Consider the following 19,885-nt stretch of genomic DNA (forward strand, 5'->3'; position numbering starts at 1 on the left):
TTCCAATTACTTTTCAAGTTGCTTTTTAAATGATCCAGCCAAGCATGGCTAACGCCGCCAGCCACAACGCGGTAGTGCGCGCCACCAGCGTCCAGGCGCGGACGATATCCGCTGCGCACGCTACAGGTCCACTGCCCAGCGGCGGACGCACTTCCGCTTCGCCGTCGTACACCGCGCTGCCGCCCAGAGCCAGACCCAGCGCACCCGCGCCGGAGGCCATGACCGGCCCGGCGTTAGGACTAGGCCATGCCGGGGCTTGCGTGCGCCAGCAGTGCAGCGCCAGCCGCGTCTGGCCCAGTACGGCATAGGACAAGGCCGTCAGCCGTGCAGGAATCCAGTTCAGTACATCGTCGATGCGTGCGGCGACGCGTCCGAACAGGTCGTAACGTGCATTGCGATAACCCCACATTGCATCCAAGGTATTCACCAAACGGAACAACACCGCCCCCGGCGCACCCGCCACAACAAACCAGAACAGCGTGCCGAACACGGCGTCGTTACCGTTTTCCAGCAGCGATTCCACTGCGGCTTTGCTGAGGTCGGCGGCATCGGCAGCAGCCGTGTCGCGACTGACGATACGTGCCGTCAGTCGTCGCGCCTCGTCCATATCTCCGGCTTGCAGAGCGGCAAAGATAGGTTGCGTATGATCGCGCAAGCTGCGCAGACCCAGACATACATACAACAGCAAGGCCTGCAAACTCCACGACAGCCACGTTGGCAAAGTCGCACACAGCCATGTCGTGACAGCCACCGGTGGAAGCACTGCCAGCATCCATGCAAACATACCGCGCAGCACCCGTATCAGCGGCCTGCCTTGCTGGTTCAGACGATTTTCCAGCAGATTGGCGCAACGACCGAATCCGACCAAGGGGTGCCAGCGGCGCGTCTCGCCGAGCAAGGCGTCGAGCAGCACGCCGCCCAGCGCCAGCCACGCCAGCAGCGACAAACTCAGACCACTCAACATGCTGCACCCTTCATGAGCAGCGGCAGACCGGCAGCGACAAACACCGCCCGTTCGCAAATCGCCGCCACGTCCTGATTAAGTCGGCCCGCTTCATCGACAAACCAGCGCGACAGCGCCCCTTGCGGCACGATCCCCATACCGACTTCGCCGGATACCAGAATCACCTCGCCTTTGGCTGATGCCAGCGCGTGCAAAAAAGCCGCGCGTTGTTCTGCAAACGCCGCTGGCGGCTCAATCGCGCCAATCTCGGGATAATCGCGGATTTCGGAAAACAATAAATTGGATAGCCATACAGTCAGGCAATCGATCAGCAGCACACGCTGCGGCGCGCTCCATTCCGTGATGGCCGCACCCAATGCCAGCGGCGATTCCACCGTACGCCACACAGCCGGACGACGGGCGCGATGCTGTTCGATGCGCGTCTGCATTTCGCTGTCTCCGGCTTGCGCTGTAGCGAGATAAATCACTTCGCGGCCAGTGACGGCAGCCAACTGTTCGGCATGCGCGCTCTTGCCGCTGCGGTTGCCGCCGAACACCAACGTGCGGATGAGGGGAATCTGATTCATTCGGCGATCTCAATAAGATGACGGTGGGGAAAACAATTGCGCCGCTGCCTGCGGAGCGGAGGGGAAATAGGCATGCAAATACGTGGCGGTAATACGGCCCTGCCGATATAGCCCTTCCCCGGCTGAAGTGTTGTGCAGACGCTCGCCATGCGCGACTGCGGTCAGCGGCGTGGTCAGTGTCGAATGATGGAAGGTGTGCGTGCGCAGCGTGCCGCCCGGCAGTGACAAGGATTGATAACCCAAGCCTTGCAGTCGCGATTGCAAAGTGGCGTGACCGGGCAGCAGGCCAGTCATTGCGGCGCGTTGACCGGCGCGGTCGGTCAGGCTTTCCAGCAAATACAAAAGGCCACCGCATTCGGCATACAGCGTTTTTCCCTGAGCGATGTGCTGCTGCAAGGCGGCGTGCATGGCACGATTATTTTGTAGCGTTTGCAAATGCAATTCGGGATATCCGCCCGGTAAATAAACCGCGTCCACGTCGGGCAAGTGCTGGTCGGTCAGCGGCGAGAAATAATGCAGTTGCGCGCCCATCGCTTGCAGCCAGTCGATATTGGCCGGATACAAAAAAGAAAACGCTGCATCACGCGCAATGCCAATGCGCAGGCCCGCTAACAGCGGTTTCCTTGCTGGCGAAGGTGCGGCGGAAAACGCCACCGTATCAGGCAAGGCGGCCAGCGCAGTCGTCGACAATGCTGCGGCAACAGCATCGATGCGGGTATCGATGTCTTCGATCTCTGCTGCCTGCACTAATCCCAGGTGACGTTCCGGTAAAACAAAATCGGTGCTGCGCGGCAAGCCGCCGCAATACGGCAAACCGGCACCGCGCATGCCCTGCGCCAGCATTTCCGCATGACGCGGACTGGCAACGGAATTGGCCAGCGCCCCGGCAAAGCGCAATCCAGATCGATGCCGCGCCAGTCCGGCGGCAATCGCGCCGAAGGTCTGCGCCATGCCACGCGCATCAATCACGGCCAGCACCGGCACATCAAGCAGCAAGGCCAGATCGGCGCTGCTCGGTTGGCCGTCGTGCAGCCCCATCACGCCTTCGATCAGAATCAGATCGGCATCGGCGGCAGCCTGGTACACCATGTGGCGACAGGCATCGGCACCAGCCAGCCACAGATCAAGCTGATACGCGGGATGATCGCCAGCGGCAGCGCGCGCCAGCAACATGGGATCGAGAAAATCGGGGCCGGTTTTGAATACGCGCACCCGTCGTCCCTGCGCCGCATGATGACGTGCCAGCGCCGCCGTGACGGTGGTCTTGCCCTGATGCGAAGCCGGTGCGCTGACCAACAGGGCCGGCACATGGCGAACAGGATGCTGCTCGCTCAAAACTCGACACCCTTTTGCGCTTTGATGCCCTGCTCCTTGTACGGGTGTTTGAGCGGACGGATTTCACTGACCAGATCGGCGGCGTCAATCAGCGCCTGCGGTGCATGGCGGCCGGTCACAACAATATGCAGCATGGTGCGACGGGCGGCGAAAGCGGCCAGCACTTGTTCGATATCCAGATATCCGTATTTCAGCACGATGTTGAGTTCGTCCAGAATCACCATGTCGACGCTGGGATCGGCAATCATGCGCAGTGCGTGTTCCCAACCGGTCGCGGCAGTGCGCATGTCGGCCTGACGATCCTGTGTGTCCCAGGTATAGCCTTCGCCGACGACGTGAAATTCACAGTTGGCGTGCCCGCCCAGAATAGTGCGTTCAGCACTGTGCAAAGCACCCTTGATGAATTGCACTACGCCCAGTTTCATGTCGTGCCCGAGAATGCGCATGCCCATGCCGAACGCTGCGGTCGATTTACCCTTGCCGGTGCCGGTATAGACGATCAACAATCCTTTTTCATTTTGCGCGGCAGCTTTCTTTTTTTCGAAGCCTTCCTTGTGCCGTTGCGTCATACGTTGATGCGATGCGTCGTCGGTTTTCATGCACACACTCCAGAAAAAAGTTGTTTCATAACATGTCCGCTTGCGGGGCTTAATTAAGATGGCTATCCCATCCATCTCTGACGGGGAAATCTCCGCCTATCCCATGCCCAAAATACCTGCCTCTATTCCTGCCATGCCGCCCTTGAGCCGCGCATCTGCACTCCCGCTTGATACTGCACCCTCTGCATCTTCTTCTGCTCCTGTCGCGAAAGAAAGAAGAGGACCGTCGCATAGACCGCTGTTTTTCCACGCCAGACACTATGGCTATAGCGGGTCACTGCCACTTACACGGAAGACCGTAATCGTGACGCCACCGTTTCGCGGCTTGACCAGCGCCTCGCCGGTAGCCGCGGCCAGCCCCTCGGCTGTTCCGGCTTCTGTTTCACCTGCTATTTCAACGACTATTTCACTTTCTCTTTCGCGCTCGGCTCCAGGTTCCACGCCCCCCTCCATCCCAGCGACAATGTCAATGACAGCGCCCTCAACGAGCCAGTTGCCGCCTCCCGATGTGCGGGCCTCTTCATCGACGCAGGCAGCGAAAAAGCCTCAACTCTACGTCTCTATCCTCAAAAAAAGCCCGCGCCAGGAAATCGCTCACCAGCAACAACTCAAACGGCTGGCGAAGCAAGAAGTGTTAAACCATCCCAATAAATACAAATGGCGGATAGCCGCCAGAAACTATAAGGTAGATGGAAAATTTCCGTTTGTGAAACAGGACGGCAGCGTCGATTTGCTGGCTTATCACTGTCATGTCAATCAACTCTCACCGATGGAAATTAACGCCATACAGAATCGGTTAGCCCGGACAACAACAGCGCAATCTGGGCCCGTTGCAAGTGGTAGCCAATCAACACCAGCTCGCTGCCCTGACCCGGCTCCTGTCGCGGATCGGGAGTAAGCGTGATGCGGGCGCGCACGCCTTGCAGCAAGAGCGCCTGACCGGTATCGCGACAGCGCAGAAAGCCCTTGCTACGTAACAGCGGTGCGCTGCGCGCAATAGTGGTGAGGGCTTCCTGCACTTGCGCTGCCGATTGCGGTGCATCGCTGCGCAGCGTGAAAGAAAGCCAGCCGGGGTCTTGTTCATGGAAGTGGCGGTGCGTACTCAGACCATGCGTGTGCGCCGCCATGCCGGAATGGGCGTGTCCGTTAAAGCGCGTCTGGTTTGCCAGCGGTGTGCCATCTGCGGCCGACACCGGTATGTAAGTGTGCGGATGGGTGCGCTGCGTCGCCTGATGCAAGCGCAAACCCATCGCCAGCCGCACTTCCAGCTTGGCCTGATACGCCAACTCAAGAAAACGCACGTTGGGTGCCAGCTCACGCACTTGCGCTTCCGCCGCCAGCAAAGCGCTTTCGTCGAGATCGTCGATTTTATTGAGAACTACGACATCGGCGTATTCCAGCTGCCGGGCGAACAATGCCGTCACTGCCGCATCGGCCTCCATCTGCGCACCGTCAACGGATGCGCCGAAATGCCCGGCCAGCAACAAGGGCGTGTCGACCACCGCCAGCGTGGCATCCAGCACAAAGAAATCGGCCAGCGCCGGGCCTTGTAACAATTCCATTACTGCCGTCGGCAAGGCCAGTCCAGAGGTTTCAATCAGCACATGATCGATACCGGCACGGCGCGCCGCAATGGCCTGCATCGCGGGAATGAAGTGTTCATCGCCACCGTAAGCTATCAGGCCATCGGCGAAATCCTGAATCTGCACATGCGCATCGCCGGCCGCCTGCTCGCGCATCAGGATGCCGTCAATCGCCACATCGCCGAATTCATTGATTAGCAGCGCTAGTCTGCGCGTCTGGCGGCGTTGCACCAGACCACTGAGCAAGGTGGTTTTTCCCGAACCGAGAAAGCCGGTGATGACCGTCACCGGAATCGGTTGCAGCGGCGCGGGGGTCGGCAGGGATGTCGGTGTGACTGTCATTGTGCTGTGCTCACGCGGCCAGCCAGTGCGCCAGCTGCGCTCTGACTGCGGCAAAATCGGCTACTGCCAGCGGGTAATCGAGCGGCGGCCGACGCACGACCAGCAGCGGAATACCCAGCGCTGCGGCAGCGGCGGCTTTCGCTTCAAAACCACCGGCGGTGCCGGAGTCCTTGGTAACCACGCAATCGATGCGCCAGTCGCGCCACAATGCCTCATTGAAAGCCTTTGAAAACGGCCCCTGCATGGCACACAAATGGCTGCGCGGCAGGCCGAGGTCAATGGCGCGCTGAATAAATTCAGGTGCTGCCGTGACGCGCGCAAACCAGTCGCGGTCCTCGGCACCGGGCGCTTGCAGGAAGCTCTGCAAATCCTTGGAGCCGGTCGCCAGAAAGATGCGGCGGCCAGCGGCGATAGCGGCTTGCGCGGCAGCGGGCATATCAGCGCAAGGCCGCAACAGTTCATTGCCCACCTGCGTCTGCAAGCCGGTTAATTGGGTATCCGATTCCAATGCGCTGGGACGTTCATAACGCAAATAAGGAATGCCAAGTTCTTTCGACAACGCGATCAATTGCGTCGATATGACATTCGCAAAGGGATGCGTGGCATCGAGCAATACCCGCGCCCGACTCGCCGCCAGCGCTTGCCGGCGCGCTTCCACGCCCTGCCGTCCGGCCCAGACGTGTAAACCAGGACTATCTTGCGCCGCCAGTTCGCCGCCGTATTCGGTTGCCGCGGAAACCACGATAGGAATGCCATCGGCTGCCAGTTCCCGCGCCAGCGCATTGCCGTCGCCGGTACCGGAAAAGACCCACACGGCTTGCTGCGGAAATTCAGGAACAGCGGCAACCGAAGCAGCAGGAATAGCCTCGTCTGCCTGCCAGTCGTTATAGCCACGCGGGGTGAACATCCAGCCGCGTTTGCGTTGCGTGAATCGATTGCCGATCACAATCGTGGTCAGCATGTCGAATTTGAGCGTGAGCAATTCCTGCAAGGTATGGATGGCCACCGCCTGTTCCGGCCGGTAGGCGTTTCTGACCACGCCGCACAAGGTACCGGGGGCTTTCGATTCCAGCATGATGTTGAGGATGCGATACACGCCCTCTTGTCGTCCGGCGCTTTGCACGTTGTAGAACACGCAGGCCAGATCGGCTTGCGCAATATGTCGCGCGCGCTGTTCTATCCAGTCCCACGGACACAGCAGATCGGACAAACTGAGCGTGGCGAAATCATGCGACAGCGGCGACCCCAGCAGCGAGGCGCAGGCATTGGCCGAGGTGATGCCGGGTATGACGTTGACGCTGAAAGTGTCGCCTTCGCGCATGTCGTCGAAAGCCAGCGCCGCCATTGCATAGACGCCGATATCGCCGCTGGAAATTAAGGCCACCGTCGCGCCGGCGCGTGCTTTTTCCAGCGCCAGCAGCGCCCGTTCGCGCTCTTGCGTCAGCGGCGGGGTATGGATTTCCTTGCCTTCTATCCACGGCGCAATCCAGCGCAAATACAAATCGTAAGCGACGATCACATCGCTCTGACGCAGCGCTTCGATAGCGCGCGGCGCGATCATGTCGGAAAAGCCGGGACCGACCGACACCAGATTCAAGACTCCACTCATGCTTATTGCTCCTGCAGATTCGATGAAATGTTCGATGGAATATTCGTTGGAATATCCGATGAAATATTTGATGAAATATTCGATGAAATATTCGATGAAATATTCGATGAAGCAAATAGGGACGGCGCGGCGCCTGCGGCGCGGAAACCGTCCTCGACGATGGCAACGGCCACTCCGTTGAGCGCCGTCTTAGTCACGACCAAAACACCACGCGGCGCCGCCAGCAGGGCGCAAGGTTCGCACACACCGTCCAGACCCACATTGCTGCGCACCCATTCGGACGCCTGCCCGACCCAGCCGCGACCGGCAATCGAGGCATGCGAGAACACCCGCAGCGGTACATCGTGTTGCGCGCACAATGCCAGCAAGCCCGGCTCTTGCGCTTTCAGATCGACAGTGGCGATTTCTCGCACGTCGGCCATTGTTCTCCCGTCCAATTTTTCCAACGCGGCTTGCACAGCAGCGGCAATGCGTTCGGCTGACACCTCCTTGCGACAACCAATCCCCACCACCAGCGACTTGAGCGCCTCGGTTGCGGTCGTCACGACCGGGGTGGCACCGATCAATGCCGCTGCCTGAGCGGCAAGTCGGTTGGCACCGCCTTCATGGCCGCCCAATAAGGAAATCGCAAAGCGCCCCGCTTCGTCGATGACGACCAGCGCAGGGTCGCTGTGTTTATCTTGCGTAAGGCCGTCCAGAAAGCGCACGGCAATGCCGGTCGCACCGAGCAGCAGCCAGTGACGATGGTGGGGATAGGCGGAGGCGAATTGTTGTTTCTGGCTGCGCGTTGTATCAAGCCAGGGCCGGTAAAGCGTACCGCCCAGTCCTGACTGCAACACCGCTGCCAGCGGTTCGGCTTCGGTACGCACTAACCAGATGCCGATTCCGTCCTCGGAAGGAGTCGGCTTAAGAGTCGGCTTAAGATTCGGATTAAGCATCGCCGGCAACGGCGGCGTTGTCTTGTGTTGCCAATTCAGTTGCAGATTCGGTTGCAGATTCGTTGGCGGATTCCGTGACATCGGTAACGCCGGCGGCAAGGTCGGCTACAAGGTCGGCGCCAGCTTCAGTCGCTTCGACGCCACGGCGTTTTTTGGTTTTTTTGACTACGCGGAACAGGTGGGTGTAGTCCTTGGAATACAGGCTGGATTCGACTTGCTCGCCATGTCCGAGCGCTTCGCCCACCAGCATCATGGTCGTCAGGTTCCAGCTGCCGCGTTTGGTTTCAGCCAGGACCGTCGCCAGCGTGCCCTCATAGATGCGCTCTTCAGGCCAGGTAGCGCGATAGACCAGCTTGACCGGGGTATCGTCGGGATAATGCAGGCGCAGATCGGTCACGATTTGCTTCAGATGCGGGCCGGACAGAAAAATGCACATGGTGGCGCGGTGGGCGGCGAGTCCGGCGATCGCTTCACTTTCCGGCACAGCGGAGGCGCGCCCCGATACGCGGGTCAGGATGATCGTTTGCGATACCGTCGGCTTGGTCAGTTCGGACTTCACCACGGCGGCAGCGGCGCTGAAGGAAGAAACCCCCGGCACGATTTCATACGGAATGGCCAGCGCTTCAAGCCGCCGCATCTGTTCGGCCGTCGCGCCATAAATGGCAGGATCGCCGGAATGCAGCCGCGCCACATCGCAACCGGCGGCCTGTGCGCGTACGTAACAGGCTTGCTGCTGTTCCAGGTCGAGCTGGGCGGTGTCAATCAGTTCAGCGCTGGCGGAGCAATGCTCCAGCATGGCGGTCGGCACCAGAGACCCTGCATACAACACCATGCCAACACTGCCCAGCAAACGCGCACCGCGCAAGGTAATCAGGTCGGAAGCGCCGGGGCCAGCGCCGATGAAATAGACTTTCATGTGCGAATCATTTTCTTGTTGGTGGGACAGAATAGTCGCAGGATAGCGAGCAGAGAAATCTGCATGTCGACATTCTACCCTTCCCCTATGAAAAACCTAGGGCGCTGGCGATAAAACAGGCTTGTTGCAGGGACTTTTATTCAGGGACTCGACTGCTGCGCTGTTATTGCGAAGAGGAAGGCGTCTGTTACGGAGTCTGTTACGGAGTCTGTTACGGAGTCTGTTACGGAGTCTGATGCGGGGGAATTGCGCGGGAAAATTTCGAATTTCTGGCGGATTTTTCTAGAGATATTGTGAGATACCACTTTGTTATTGGCATCGAACGGAGCGGCCTGCGTCGTCCCATCGTCGAAATGGGCAATGCATTGGGTGCCTGCCCAACTGACGGTGTCCGGCTAGCCTGGCGCATGAAATGTGCGATTTACAGCGGCTTTTCCGGGGAGGCCTCCGATTCCTCTTGCAACTTGGCCTCCAACTCTAGCCAGGACGATCGATAAAAGAGTCTAAAAAATAAAATGCAAAACTCATTCACGAGTCGATAAAAAAATGATTTCTTTCGCTTTTCCAGCATTGTATAAATATCTGCACGTACTTCCTCCTCGTTAAAACAACCCCACACTGGCGGCGCAACACACATTAAATTTCCACCACAAACTGGAGCGACCTCTCGAAATAAAATTTTTTTAATCTCTTTTATATCGAATCCTTTTAAATGGCGAGTAATGTAAATATATTCAATTTCGGTGTCTACAAATATATCAGATAAAGCATCCCATATTTTTTCACGTTCCAAATCTGTCATTGCATCTACCTCAATATAATAATTAAAAAAATAAAATATTTTAAAAAAATCAAAATAATAACTTGAAAAATTTATTTTTATATATGCCCGAATATATTTTTATCAAAGTTAAATTATCTTACATATATTTATATATTTTTTTACATCCATCACATAATTTATTTTTTTAGTGCAATCCCGATCGTATAAGTAAGATTTATAAAGAGGGCATGCATTTATCAAAACACCCCTGATAGCCTTGTCAATCTATTTAATGACGGCGATTTTTAATTGAAAATATTTAATTAAAAATCGCAATCAGATAATCATTAAATATTTCTTAATTCGACAATCAACTTCAGGGAGTCCGCATGGGCAAGAGGTATTTCATTCACGAAGGCGACAAAACCACCGTGGGCGGCGTTGTGCTGCCGAGCAGTCTGACCACAATCAACTGGCATGGCATCAAACATTCCTACATCGGCGATCAAATCGACTGCCAGAAGTGCAATTCGACAGGGACAATCGAAGCCTCCGGCACACGGCACACCATCGCCTTGATGGGACGGATACCGGCCCTCAATGGCGATCTTTGCATCTGCAAATGCCACCCTGCCCCGCTTCTGGTCGCCTCACAAACCACCGAAAAATGTTCCGGCGAACCGGATTTGGCCACCGCCGCCCACACGGAAACAGAGGGGCATGACCGTCGCGTGCAGATGACCGACGCACTCACCGGCGTACCGCTGGCTCACCATCCTTACCGGCTGGAACACGAGGGCGGCTATATCGACGGACATACCGACGCCGACGGCATGACCCTGCCCGTACACACCGGCGACGCCAGCCGCAAAGTTCAGGCGCACATCATCGGCATCGACAACGAGGAGGACGCCAATGGCTAAGTCGGCACAATACGAGGCATTCAGAAGAAATGAAGAGTGCAGCTACACCAGCATTCAAACCAGCGAGTTCCCCTCTACCCCGGTGACGGACAAAACGCCGCACACCATGGCCAGCAACGAACTGGCAGACGCCATCAAATATATGGAAGGCACGGCAGCGGCATTTGCCGAGAGTTTTATCAAAGATCCCAAGGCGCGGGTTGAATACAACCAAAGAACGAAAGCGGCTTCCGATGAAATCGTAAAGCTCGTGAAGGAAAGGAAAATTACGCCGTTTGAAGGGGCGTTGAGTGCTCATCGAATACGTAAAGACTTAAAGAACATTATCCGTAAAAAATCTACTTATTTAGGAGAGCATGTTGCTATAAACATCAAAAAAGATGGGCCTTCTTTTTATGAACTAGAGTCAAAATATGCTGAAAAACTCTTCCATAAATCCTTCGACCAGCTATCCCAATCCGAGAGGGAAGCGGTATGGGTGAGAATCGTTGAAGGCTCAGGCACTCCGCAGGCCAAGGCTAACCTTGAAGCGAAAATATGGGGCATTGCCGGCCGCACGCTCATGGTCATGGCGGTGTTTTCTGCCGCCTATAATATTTACGAAGCCAAAGATAAAACAAGACAGGCCAGCAAAGAAGCGGTCACCTTTGGTTCAGGAATCGTGGGCGGGGCGGCAGGTGGCGCATTGAGCGCTTTTTTATTAACAAGCAACCCTATTGGCTGGGTTACTGGCCTGGCAATGCTTCTTGCCGGTGCTGTCAGCGTAGCTGCGAGCAGCGAAGCCTTTGACATGTACTGGATTGAAAAACGATGAGCACCTCCACTGAGCTGTTAGTCGAGTGTGGTCGCATCGCATTTAATGATGACGGAATTGAAATTAATTTAACCCGAAAATTATTAATGCTGGCACGAGTAAAAATAAGGATCCCATGGAAAAGTGTCAGCTTTGTCTGCCCCACCCCTTATGTGATGAGAAGTGACAATGATTGGGCCACTTACAGGGGAGAAAAACTAACAGCAGACGCCATTTCAAAAGGACTTTCTTTTTATAGTTTTGAGATTGCACTGGTAGATAGAAATGAAATTTTGGAAGGAAAATCTCGTTACATGAAAGCCTGGATTAAACATACCTTATATTTAAGTGCTTTTGAAAAATTAGATTTCCCTCCTTTTAATGACATTGATTATCAAAAAAGAGGGTACATAAACTTATATCTCAAAGAAAAATGGATCCGAAATAACGGGGATAAAATATTAATTGCACTAGATTTAATTGAGCGCCATTCTAGATTTGAACTCATTTGCTGCAATGATTAATTCCACTGAACTATTAGCCGAGTGTGGTCGCATCACATTTAATGACGACGGCATTGAAATTAATTTAAGCCGAAAATTATTAATGCTGGCACGAGTAAAAATAAGTATCCCATGGGAAAGTGTCAGCTTTGTCTGCCCCACCCCTTACGTGAAGAGAGGTGATCATGGATGGCTTACTTTCGAGAATGAAGCGATAACAACAGAGGCCATCTTAAAAGGACTTTCTTTTTATAGTTTTGATATTGCTCTGATAGATCGAAATACGATTCTAGAAGGCAAATCTCGTTACATGAAAGCCTGGATTAAACATACCTTATATTTATGTGCTTTTGAAAAATTAGATTTTCCTCCTTTTAATGATATTGATTATCAAAAAAGAGGGTACATAGATTTAAATCTTAAAAAAAAATGGGTCCGTAATAACGGGGATAAAATATTAATTGCGCTTGATTTAATTGAGCGTTATTCTAGATTTGAACTCATTTGCTGTAATGATTAATTCTACTGAACTATTAGTCGAGTGTGGTCGCATCACATTTAATGACGATGGCATTGAAATTAATTTAACCCGAAAATTATTAATGCTGGCACGGATAAAAATAAATATCCCATGGAAAAGTGTCAGCTTTGTCTCCCCCACCCCTTACGTGAAGAGAGGTGATCATGGCTGGCTTACTTTCGAGAATGAAGCGATAACAACAGAGGCCATTTTAAAAGGACTTTCTTTTTATGGTTTTGAGATTGCACTGGTAGATAGAAATGAAATTTTGGAAGGCAAATCTCGTTACATGAAAGCCTGGATTAAACATACCTTATATTTAAGTGCTTTTGAAAAATTAGATTTCCCTACTGATGATGACATTGCTTATCAAAAAAGCGGCTACATAAACTTATATCTCAAAAAAAAATGGGTCCGCAATAACGGGGATAGAATATTAATTGCACTAGATTTAATTGAGCGTCATTCTAGATTTGAACTCATTTGCTGCAATGATTAATTCCACTGAACTATTAGTCGAATGTGGTCGCATCACATTTAATGACGACGGCATTGAAATTAATTTAACCCGAAAATTATTAATGTTGGCACGGATAAAAATAAATATCCCATGGAAAAGTGTCAGCTTTGTCTGCCCCACCCCTTATGTGATGAGAAGTGACAATGATTGGGCTACTCACAGGGGAGAAAAACTAACAGCAGACGCCATTTCAAAAGGACTTTCTTTTTATAGTTTTGAGATTGCTCTGATAGATCGAAATACGATTCTAGAAGGCAAATCTCGTTACATGAAAGCCTGGATTAAACATACCTTATATTTAAGTGCTTTTGAAAAATTAGATTTCCCTCCTTTTAATAACATTGATTATCAAAAAAGAGGATACATAAACTTATATCTCAAAGAAAAATGGGTCCGTAATAACGGGGATAAAATATTAATTGCACTAGATTTAATTGAGCGTCATTCCCGTTTTGACCTTATTTGTTTTGAATATCAATCGAATTATTTGATAGGAAATAGATTAAAAGTCTGCGGACGACTAAGCCAATCTATTATCCGAAGGTGCCTGGGATGGGAAGTCATCTCCCCCATTCCCGGCCACAACGCAGGCAATTTTTAACAATCCCGCTCTCCACGCAACAAGGGCCCGTGATTCACATCACAGGCCCCGACACAAACAGCTTACGAACAACGAATTAACCAAGACAACTCAAGCAACTGAGGCAACTGAGGCAACTAAGGCAACTGAGGCACCTAAAGTACCTAAGCCAACTAAGCCATCACCCCATCGCCACCGCATTTTTAGCAATCACGCCAGCCAGCGGCAGTTGCTCGATTTTCCAGCACAGGTCCATCAGTCGTTTCGATTGCGCTTTTGGCAAAATGCCGTCGATCAGATCAGCGAATTTCACTTCCAGTTGCGCGTCCGTCATCGGCACTTCCACGCTGCCAATGGCATGTTCAATGAAACGATGCAGCTTGCGTCCATCGGTAGTGGTGATGGTCATGTCGACTTGTTCGGGCTTGATCTTCGGGTCGATGATGGCGTTGACCTTGTCGCGCAGCGCAATGATCTTGGGATTGCGCACCGCCGCGTCGCTGTACTGTTTTTCACCGGCGGCACCGTCAATGAGGGCGGCAGCAACGGAATGGAACACGCTGAACTTGCCTTCGAGTCCGATCTGCGGCGTCTTCTTGCCGGTCAGTTCGATAACCAGAGGATGGACGCGTATTTCGATGCCGGCAACCTGCTCCGCCGTGAGGTGGTACTCATTGCGTAACTGAATCGCCGCATCAATCGCCGGGTGGATCACAATTCCGCAGGCAAACGGTTTGTAGGTATTCAAGGCAGACTCATAGCGGGTACCGAGACCCTCGGTGATTTCGCGATAGTCTTGTTTGGTGCTGATGGTGTTAGCCCAGCCGCGTTTGGCTTCGATCATGCCTTCGGAGCTGGTGAAATTTTTCTCTGCCAGCAAAGCGGCAAACAAACCATTGCTCGCGGCCCGGCCAGGATTGAAACTCTTGTTCATCGAGCCGAACGATTCGCGCAAACCAACCGGTTGCGACGCCGCCAGTCCAAGCGCCCACACCATTTGCTGTTCGTTCAGGCCGAGAATTTTTCCGACCGCCGCTGCCGCGCCAAACACACCGGCAGTGCCGGTGATATGCCAGCCCACGTCGTAGTGATTCGGATAAACCGAATTACCAATGCGGCATTCCGTTTCGACGCCAAGAATCAGCGCATTGAGGAAATCTTTGCCCGTGATCGGCCGATATTCCGACAGCGCAATCAAGGCCGAAATGACGGGTCCACCCGGATGGATAATGGTTTTGAGATGCGTGTCGTCGTAATCAAAAATATGGCTGCTGACGCCATTGATAAAGGCGGCATTCATGATATCGAAGCGCTCGCGACGTCCGAACAAACCGGCTTGCCGTGGGCCTGAAAACGGGCCAAGCGCCGCAACTGCGCGCTCTATCGTTTCGTGATGCGAACCACCGACGGCGACACCAACCCAGTTCAGCAGCGTGCGCGTGCCTTCCTTGCGCACGTTGGCGGGCAAGTCCTCGTAACGCGCTTTCACGATATAGCTGGCAAGGGTATGCGTTACGCCATGCACTTCCGCTGCAGCAAGGGGTTTGATTGTTGTACTGGCAGCAACATCGGCCGCCTGAGCAGTACTCGCCATCGGGGGTACCACGACGGCGGCGGCGCTCATGGCGCTGACTTTTAAGAATTGACGACGATCCAGATCACTCATGCATATCTCCGATTTTATTTTTTTATCAAGGTCCAGACTAATACTCTGGTGCGGCGAGTATAACCAGTGATACAAGAGTCTGCTGAGGGCGATTAAAAGCGGCCAGCGCGCCTATTCAGAGGGACACAAAAATTACTTCACCGCCACCTCAGGCACGTCGTTTTTCTCGCGGCGTTTTACGGATCAGCATGGTCGCCAGATAACCGCTGGCATCCTCCGCCGACAGCTCGCTCACATCCGTCGCCAGCAGCTCGCCGGACAGTCCGATACGGCGTGCAAACGCGCAGTGACCGGCAATGCCCATCTCTTGCAGCAGTTCCAGCACCCACGATAAACGCGGGCCGATCTTCATCAGTACCACGATGTCGTGCGTCAGAATATCCTCGCGCAGCGCGGCGGAATCGTCGGGGCAAGGCAGGATCAGCGTGCGCTCCTTGCCCTCGCCCAGCGGCCAGCCAAGCGCGGAAGCCGCCGCGGCGTAACTGGTAATGCCGGGGAAAGTCCGGTGCGGCAAATGCGGCAGGCGTTCCAGAAGCGCCGCCAGCAAATAGCCATAGGTTGAATAGGTCAGCGAATCGCCGATGGTCAGGTAAGCCACATGCCGACCGGCGCTGAGCTCGGCGGCGATCACATCGGCCAGATGCGCGTAATGACCGGCCAGCACGCGGCGGTCGGGGTCCATATTGAATTCGATTTCGCGCAGCTTGAGCGGATCGAGAGGAATGCCTTCCAGACATTGCAGCGCGACCGAAGCGTCGGCGCCTCGCGCGCGCGGCGCATAAATCAGATCGGCTTTCTGCAAGGCTTCCAGCGCGGCCACCGGCAAATAACCGGCCGGCCCGGGACCAACGCCAAGACCCCACAGGGTGCCGCAGGGAATGTTGTTTTCAGCTTGATTCTTTTCAGCTCGGCTCATGCGCTTGCTTTCTGCTTTGATAGTGTCATTTGTTTTATGCCATTTGCTTCATGCGATTTGCTTCATGCGATTCGAGTGATGCAATCCGAGTGAGGCAATTCGGGTGATGCAATCCGATTAATACAGGTGGATTAATACAGGTGGATTAATACAGGTGGATTAATGCAAGTAAATTAATGCAGGTAGATTAATGCCGATGGATTACTGTGAGCGACGGCTTATGCCACCGACTCGCCCGCCCGCTCCAGTCCCAGCACATTACCGGCCATGTCGAACAAGCGCACCCGCACACAGTCCACTGCCGGTACGCGTTGATGCACACGTTGCGCAATGCGATGTTCGATGTCGCTCCACAACGCCGGGCCGTCCGCTTCGTTTTTCAGTAACTCAACCGCCGCTTCCACGGTATTGGCCGCGACCAGCGCATCGACCAGCGCCGCGCTATGACCGCGACCGGCAGCAACCCGCGCCACCGCGCCCATCGCCATATCGCTGCGGCTGGAATGGGTGTCCCAGACATCGTCGAGCACCTTGGCTAATTTTCCCGGATGACCGGCCAGCCACAGTTGCGGCAAACGCCGCTGCCGTTCGGCCAGCGCGGTTTGCGTGAAGTCCAGCGCGTCGCCGAGAAAATTGGCAATCTGCACTGCTCGCCGCTCCGGCAAACCGAGCACGTCACGGGCAAAGTCGCGGCCGATTTTTCCGGGCAGATACGCCACGCATTCGGCTCCGCTGTCTGCCGCGCTGTCTGCCGCGCTGTTTTGTGCGCTGTTTTGTGCGCTATCTGCCGCGCCGTCGCCGCCATCGGCCAGCGCCACCCGCACATACACTTCAATCGAGGCAATCCACGAAGCCATCGACATCGGTTCCACGATGCCCGAGGTCCCCAGAATCGAAATGCCGCCGACGATGCCCAGTCGCGGGTTGAAAGTTTTACGGGCAATCGCTTCGCCGCCTTCGCAACCGATGGCGAGATCGAAACCCTGCGCATCGCCTGCCAGCGCGGCAACAGCTTGGCGCATCATGCGGCGCGGTACCGGGTTGATGGCCGGCTCACCGACCGCCACGCGCAAGCCGGGTCGGGTCGCAGTGCCGACGCCTTGTGCCGCAAAAAATCGCAGCATGCCTAGCGTGTTGCGTCGCACTTCGGCAAAAATGGTCGCGCCGTGGGTGCTGTCGGGATCGTCGCCGCCATCCTTGAGTACTTCCGCCCGCACCGTCTGCGCATCCTGCCAGCGGACGTGCTGAATAGGCACCACTAAATAGTGCTGCTGGTCGGGCAGCATGACTTCCGCTTCCGTCACCGTTTCATTGCGCAACATCAAATGCAGCGCGGCACTGACTGCCGCCGTAGCGCAACTGCCGGTGGTGCGACCGCGCCGCAAGCCGTTGAGTGCCAGTACGCGCAGATCGAATTCGGCGCGCATCGGTTCTGGAGCGGCATCCATTTCAGGCACTGGCACCATCGGCACTATCGGCACTATCGACACTATCAGCCAGTTGATTTTGCGCATCGATCATCATGCCGTTGACCACGCTGGCCGCCCACGGCGAACCGCCGCGTGTGCCGCTGTTCGTGATGCGCGGCACTTGCAGGCAGCGACGCAAATCTTCCTTGCTTTCACGCGTGCCGACAAAACCCACCGGCAGGCCGATCACCAGTTGCGGTCGCCAGCCTTGTTCGCGAATCAGGCGGGTGGTTTCGGCAATCGCAGTGGGCGCGTCGCCGATAGCCAGCACGATGTCGTTACCGAATTTTTCAAACGCACGACGGATGCCAGCGGCGGAGCGCGTGATGCCGTGACTGGCGGCCATCAGATGCGTTTCGCGGTCATGCACGCCGCACCAGGTTTCAATCTCCAACTGTTCCAGCAAGGCGCGTTTGAGTCCGGTCTGCACCATCGTTACATCGGTGACGATGCGCTTGCAGCGCAGCAAGGCGCGAATGCCGGTTTCCACCGCACCGGGCGAGAGGTAAATATCGTCCACTGCGCCAAAGTCGCCGCTGGTATGCACCAGTCTTTGCAGGACAGTCAGGTGAGCGGCGGGGAACATCGACCAGTCGCGTCCGGCGGCGATAATGCGAAAACTTTCGGCTTCGATAGGATGCGGAACATAGCGCGGCAATGCGCCTATGCCGTCCGATGTGGCGGGCAGCGAGGCATCAGCCGCCTCTTTTTGCAGCAGGCCGCGCACCTGCAAATGATGGGCGCGTTGCGGTTCGCCGACCTGCTCTTCAAAACCGACGATCTGCACCCGGTATTTGCACAGCGTGCAATTCATGTCGGCGCGACCCAGCACCGCTTCGCGGGCACGGTCGATCAGTACGTCGGCCACCAGCGGATCGGGGCCGAAGTAGCCGGCATCGACGATATCGAGTTCCGGTTCGCGCTGACGGGCATCCTCGGAGGCGGCATAAATGCGCTTGACCAGTACGCCGTCGAACAGAAAAAACGGCAACACGATCAGCCTTGCAAAGCCTAGCTGCGCGGCGGCACGCAAGCCATCGGCCACCAGCGGTTTGGCGCTGCCGGAATAGCAGGTCAGCGAAGCGCCGAAACCCATGCCCTCCTCCAACATGCGCGCCAGTTTGGCCACTTCGCCGTTGGCGTCGGGATCGGTGGTGCCGCGGCCGACCAGCACCAGCAGCGTATCGGCACGGCTGATGCCGGGACGGCCTTTGGCTTCGGCGGTGACGATGCGTTCTTGTGCCAGTTGCAGTAATTGCGGATGCAATTTGAGCGGCGCGCCGAAATGGAAATCGATGCCGGGCCAGGTTTGCGCGGCGGTCAGCAATTCCGCCGGCATGTCGTTCTTGGCGTGACGCGCCGCCAGCAGCACACCCGGCACCATGGCGATTTGTTTGCTGCCGGCGGCGAGATTGGCGGCGATCGCTTCGGCGATGGTAGGACTGGAAAACTCCAGATAGCCATGCGTCACCACTTGCTGCGGCGCGCGCGCCCGAATCAGTTCCACCAGGGTTTCGAATTCACGGACGGCATCGGCGTCGCGACTGCCGTGGCCAGCAACCACGATGCCGAAATGCTCAGCGGGGGCGCTCAGACTCATACGGACTCCGGCGCGGCTTCGATCTGGCTGGCCATCGGCGTCTGGGTGCGGATCAGCATGATGCTCATGTCGCTAAAAATTTTCTGCGCGCATTCGGCCAGCGTGCCGTGCCATTCGGCTTCGGCGCGGGTCAGGTTTTCCCAGACTTCGGTCGGATGGTCGGGGGCGATGCCCTGTTCCAGCAAATAGGTGGCGATATGCGGCGGCATGAAGGAACGCGCGGCATCCCACGGACAGGGAATGACGATGGCATTGCGGCCGTCGTTGAGCACATGCACCAGATGCCGCTTGAACGGCGTGAGGTCGCCGCGCCGGTGGAAAGTGATGAAAGTGGTTTCGTCGAAACACACCTTGGCGCGGGAGGCCAGTACCTGCGCCGAAGAAATGCCCGGCAGGGTATCGACCGGATGACCGCAGGCGCGCTCGACCCGTTCCAGATATTGAAAGCCGCTGAAGTGGATATCGCCCATGAATACCACCACGCAACGCTTGCCGGCGTGGTGCGCCTTGGCAACCAGATCGAGCTGCGCCACCTGATCGCGGTAATTCATCAGCACCACTTCAGCGCTGGCCGGAATCAGGGTTTGCACCACGTTGACGACCGCATCGAAGCCGGCGATGAGGTCGGCTTCGCGCAGCAATTGCGCGCCGCGTTGGGTCAGGTAACCTGGGTCGCCGGGGCCGGCGCCGATGCAGATGATCATGGAAAACTTCCTTCGGGTTAAATCAGTTAAACGAGTCAGTGAGTCGGCTAAATAAGTCAGCTAAACAAGTCGGCTA

The 19,885-nt window shown here is 55.5% G+C and carries 20 protein-coding genes; 6 read left to right on the forward strand and 14 right to left on the reverse strand.

Annotated features, from left to right (window positions below; genetic code table 11):
- Window positions 1-25: 25 nt before the first annotated feature.
- The 9 genes from cbiB to RGU70_RS14565 form a co-directional block, all read right to left on the reverse strand.
- Window positions 26-964, reverse strand: coding sequence for an adenosylcobinamide-phosphate synthase CbiB (cbiB, locus tag RGU70_RS14525; RefSeq protein ID WP_322210109.1), 939 nt, complete (start codon window positions 962-964; stop codon window positions 26-28).
- On the reverse strand, window positions 958-1,530 hold the full coding sequence (gene cobU / locus RGU70_RS14530) for a bifunctional adenosylcobinamide kinase/adenosylcobinamide-phosphate guanylyltransferase (protein ID WP_322210110.1): 573 nt from the start codon (window positions 1,528-1,530) through the stop codon (window positions 958-960). Before cobU ends, cbiB begins: the two co-directional genes overlap by 7 nt.
- A 9-nt stretch (window positions 1,531-1,539) precedes the next feature.
- Window positions 1,540-2,865 (reverse strand): cobyrinate a,c-diamide synthase, encoded by a 1,326-nt coding sequence (locus tag RGU70_RS14535; RefSeq protein WP_322210111.1) that lies wholly within the window; start codon window positions 2,863-2,865, stop codon window positions 1,540-1,542.
- Window positions 2,862-3,464 carry a cob(I)yrinic acid a,c-diamide adenosyltransferase gene (cobO, locus tag RGU70_RS14540; RefSeq protein ID WP_322210112.1) on the reverse strand — a complete coding sequence of 201 codons (603 nt, stop codon included), beginning with the start codon at window positions 3,462-3,464 and terminating at the stop codon, window positions 2,862-2,864. Before cobO ends, RGU70_RS14535 begins: the two co-directional genes overlap by 4 nt.
- 776 nt (window positions 3,465-4,240) lie before the next feature.
- Window positions 4,241-5,389, reverse strand: a complete 1,149-nt coding sequence (locus RGU70_RS14545) for a GTP-binding protein (protein ID WP_322210113.1) — start codon at window positions 5,387-5,389, stop codon at window positions 4,241-4,243.
- Between the two features lie 10 nt (window positions 5,390-5,399).
- A complete protein-coding gene (gene cobJ, locus RGU70_RS14550; RefSeq protein WP_322210114.1) occupies window positions 5,400-6,998 on the reverse strand; it encodes a precorrin-3B C(17)-methyltransferase in 1,599 nt (532 codons plus the stop codon).
- Window positions 6,999-7,000: 2 nt separating this feature from the next.
- A complete protein-coding gene (locus RGU70_RS14555; protein WP_322210812.1) occupies window positions 7,001-7,936 on the reverse strand; it encodes a cobalamin biosynthesis protein in 936 nt (311 codons plus the stop codon).
- Window positions 7,929-8,852 carry a precorrin-4 C(11)-methyltransferase gene (cobM, locus tag RGU70_RS14560; RefSeq protein WP_322210115.1) on the reverse strand — a complete coding sequence of 308 codons (924 nt, stop codon included), beginning with the start codon at window positions 8,850-8,852 and terminating at the stop codon, window positions 7,929-7,931. The genes RGU70_RS14555 and cobM overlap by 8 nt, the downstream gene beginning before the upstream one ends.
- Window positions 8,853-9,273: 421 nt before the next feature.
- The gene (locus RGU70_RS14565) at window positions 9,274-9,654 is read right to left on the reverse strand and encodes a hypothetical protein (RefSeq protein ID WP_322210116.1); all 381 of its coding nucleotides are present in this window, start codon (window positions 9,652-9,654) and stop codon (window positions 9,274-9,276) included.
- Window positions 9,655-10,004: 350 nt separating this feature from the next.
- Here RGU70_RS14565 and RGU70_RS14570 point away from each other — a divergent pair, with 350 nt between their 5' ends.
- From RGU70_RS14570 to RGU70_RS14595, 6 genes are read left to right on the forward strand one after another with little or no spacing between them, the layout of a single operon-like run.
- The gene (locus RGU70_RS14570; protein WP_322210117.1) at window positions 10,005-10,538 is read left to right on the forward strand and encodes a PAAR domain-containing protein; all 534 of its coding nucleotides are present in this window, start codon (window positions 10,005-10,007) and stop codon (window positions 10,536-10,538) included.
- Window positions 10,531-11,352 (forward strand): hypothetical protein, encoded by an 822-nt coding sequence (locus tag RGU70_RS14575; RefSeq protein WP_322210118.1) that lies wholly within the window; start codon window positions 10,531-10,533, stop codon window positions 11,350-11,352. The genes RGU70_RS14570 and RGU70_RS14575 overlap by 8 nt, the downstream gene beginning before the upstream one ends.
- The gene (locus RGU70_RS14580; RefSeq protein WP_322210119.1) at window positions 11,349-11,855 is read left to right on the forward strand and encodes a hypothetical protein; all 507 of its coding nucleotides are present in this window, start codon (window positions 11,349-11,351) and stop codon (window positions 11,853-11,855) included. The genes RGU70_RS14575 and RGU70_RS14580 overlap by 4 nt, the downstream gene beginning before the upstream one ends.
- On the forward strand, window positions 11,848-12,354 hold the full coding sequence (locus tag RGU70_RS14585; protein WP_322210120.1) for a hypothetical protein: 507 nt from the start codon (window positions 11,848-11,850) through the stop codon (window positions 12,352-12,354). The genes RGU70_RS14580 and RGU70_RS14585 overlap by 8 nt, the downstream gene beginning before the upstream one ends.
- Entirely contained in the window at window positions 12,347-12,853 is a 507-nt protein-coding gene (locus tag RGU70_RS14590) for a hypothetical protein (protein WP_322210121.1), read from the forward strand. Before RGU70_RS14585 ends, RGU70_RS14590 begins: the two co-directional genes overlap by 8 nt.
- The gene (locus tag RGU70_RS14595) at window positions 12,846-13,475 is read left to right on the forward strand and encodes a hypothetical protein (protein ID WP_322210122.1); all 630 of its coding nucleotides are present in this window, start codon (window positions 12,846-12,848) and stop codon (window positions 13,473-13,475) included. The genes RGU70_RS14590 and RGU70_RS14595 overlap by 8 nt, the downstream gene beginning before the upstream one ends.
- 160 nt (window positions 13,476-13,635) lie before the next feature.
- Here the strand turns inward: RGU70_RS14595 and RGU70_RS14600 are convergent, their stop codons facing one another.
- The 5 genes from RGU70_RS14600 to RGU70_RS14620 form a co-directional block, all read right to left on the reverse strand.
- On the reverse strand, window positions 13,636-15,120 hold the full coding sequence (locus tag RGU70_RS14600) for an MmgE/PrpD family protein (RefSeq protein WP_322210123.1): 1,485 nt from the start codon (window positions 15,118-15,120) through the stop codon (window positions 13,636-13,638).
- Window positions 15,121-15,268: 148 nt separating this feature from the next.
- Window positions 15,269-16,036: a precorrin-2 C(20)-methyltransferase gene (gene cobI / locus RGU70_RS14605; RefSeq protein WP_322210124.1), complete on the reverse strand. Its 768-nt coding sequence runs from the start codon at window positions 16,034-16,036 to the stop codon at window positions 15,269-15,271.
- 218 nt (window positions 16,037-16,254) lie between these two features.
- Complete coding sequence (gene cbiD, locus RGU70_RS14610; RefSeq protein ID WP_322210813.1) at window positions 16,255-17,484, reverse strand: cobalt-precorrin-5B (C(1))-methyltransferase CbiD; 1,230 nt, start codon at window positions 17,482-17,484, stop codon at window positions 16,255-16,257.
- Between the two features lies 1 nt (window position 17,485).
- Entirely contained in the window at window positions 17,486-19,105 is a 1,620-nt protein-coding gene (locus RGU70_RS14615; protein ID WP_322210125.1) for a precorrin-8X methylmutase, read from the reverse strand.
- Window positions 19,102-19,809, reverse strand: coding sequence for a cobalt-precorrin-7 (C(5))-methyltransferase (locus tag RGU70_RS14620; protein ID WP_322210126.1), 708 nt, complete (start codon window positions 19,807-19,809; stop codon window positions 19,102-19,104). The genes RGU70_RS14615 and RGU70_RS14620 overlap by 4 nt, the downstream gene beginning before the upstream one ends.
- Between the last annotated feature and the right edge of the window lie 76 nt (window positions 19,810-19,885).

This window comes from Herbaspirillum sp. RTI4, from assembly GCF_034313965.1.
Classification (GTDB): Bacteria; Pseudomonadota; Gammaproteobacteria; order Burkholderiales; family Burkholderiaceae_D; genus Herbaspirillum.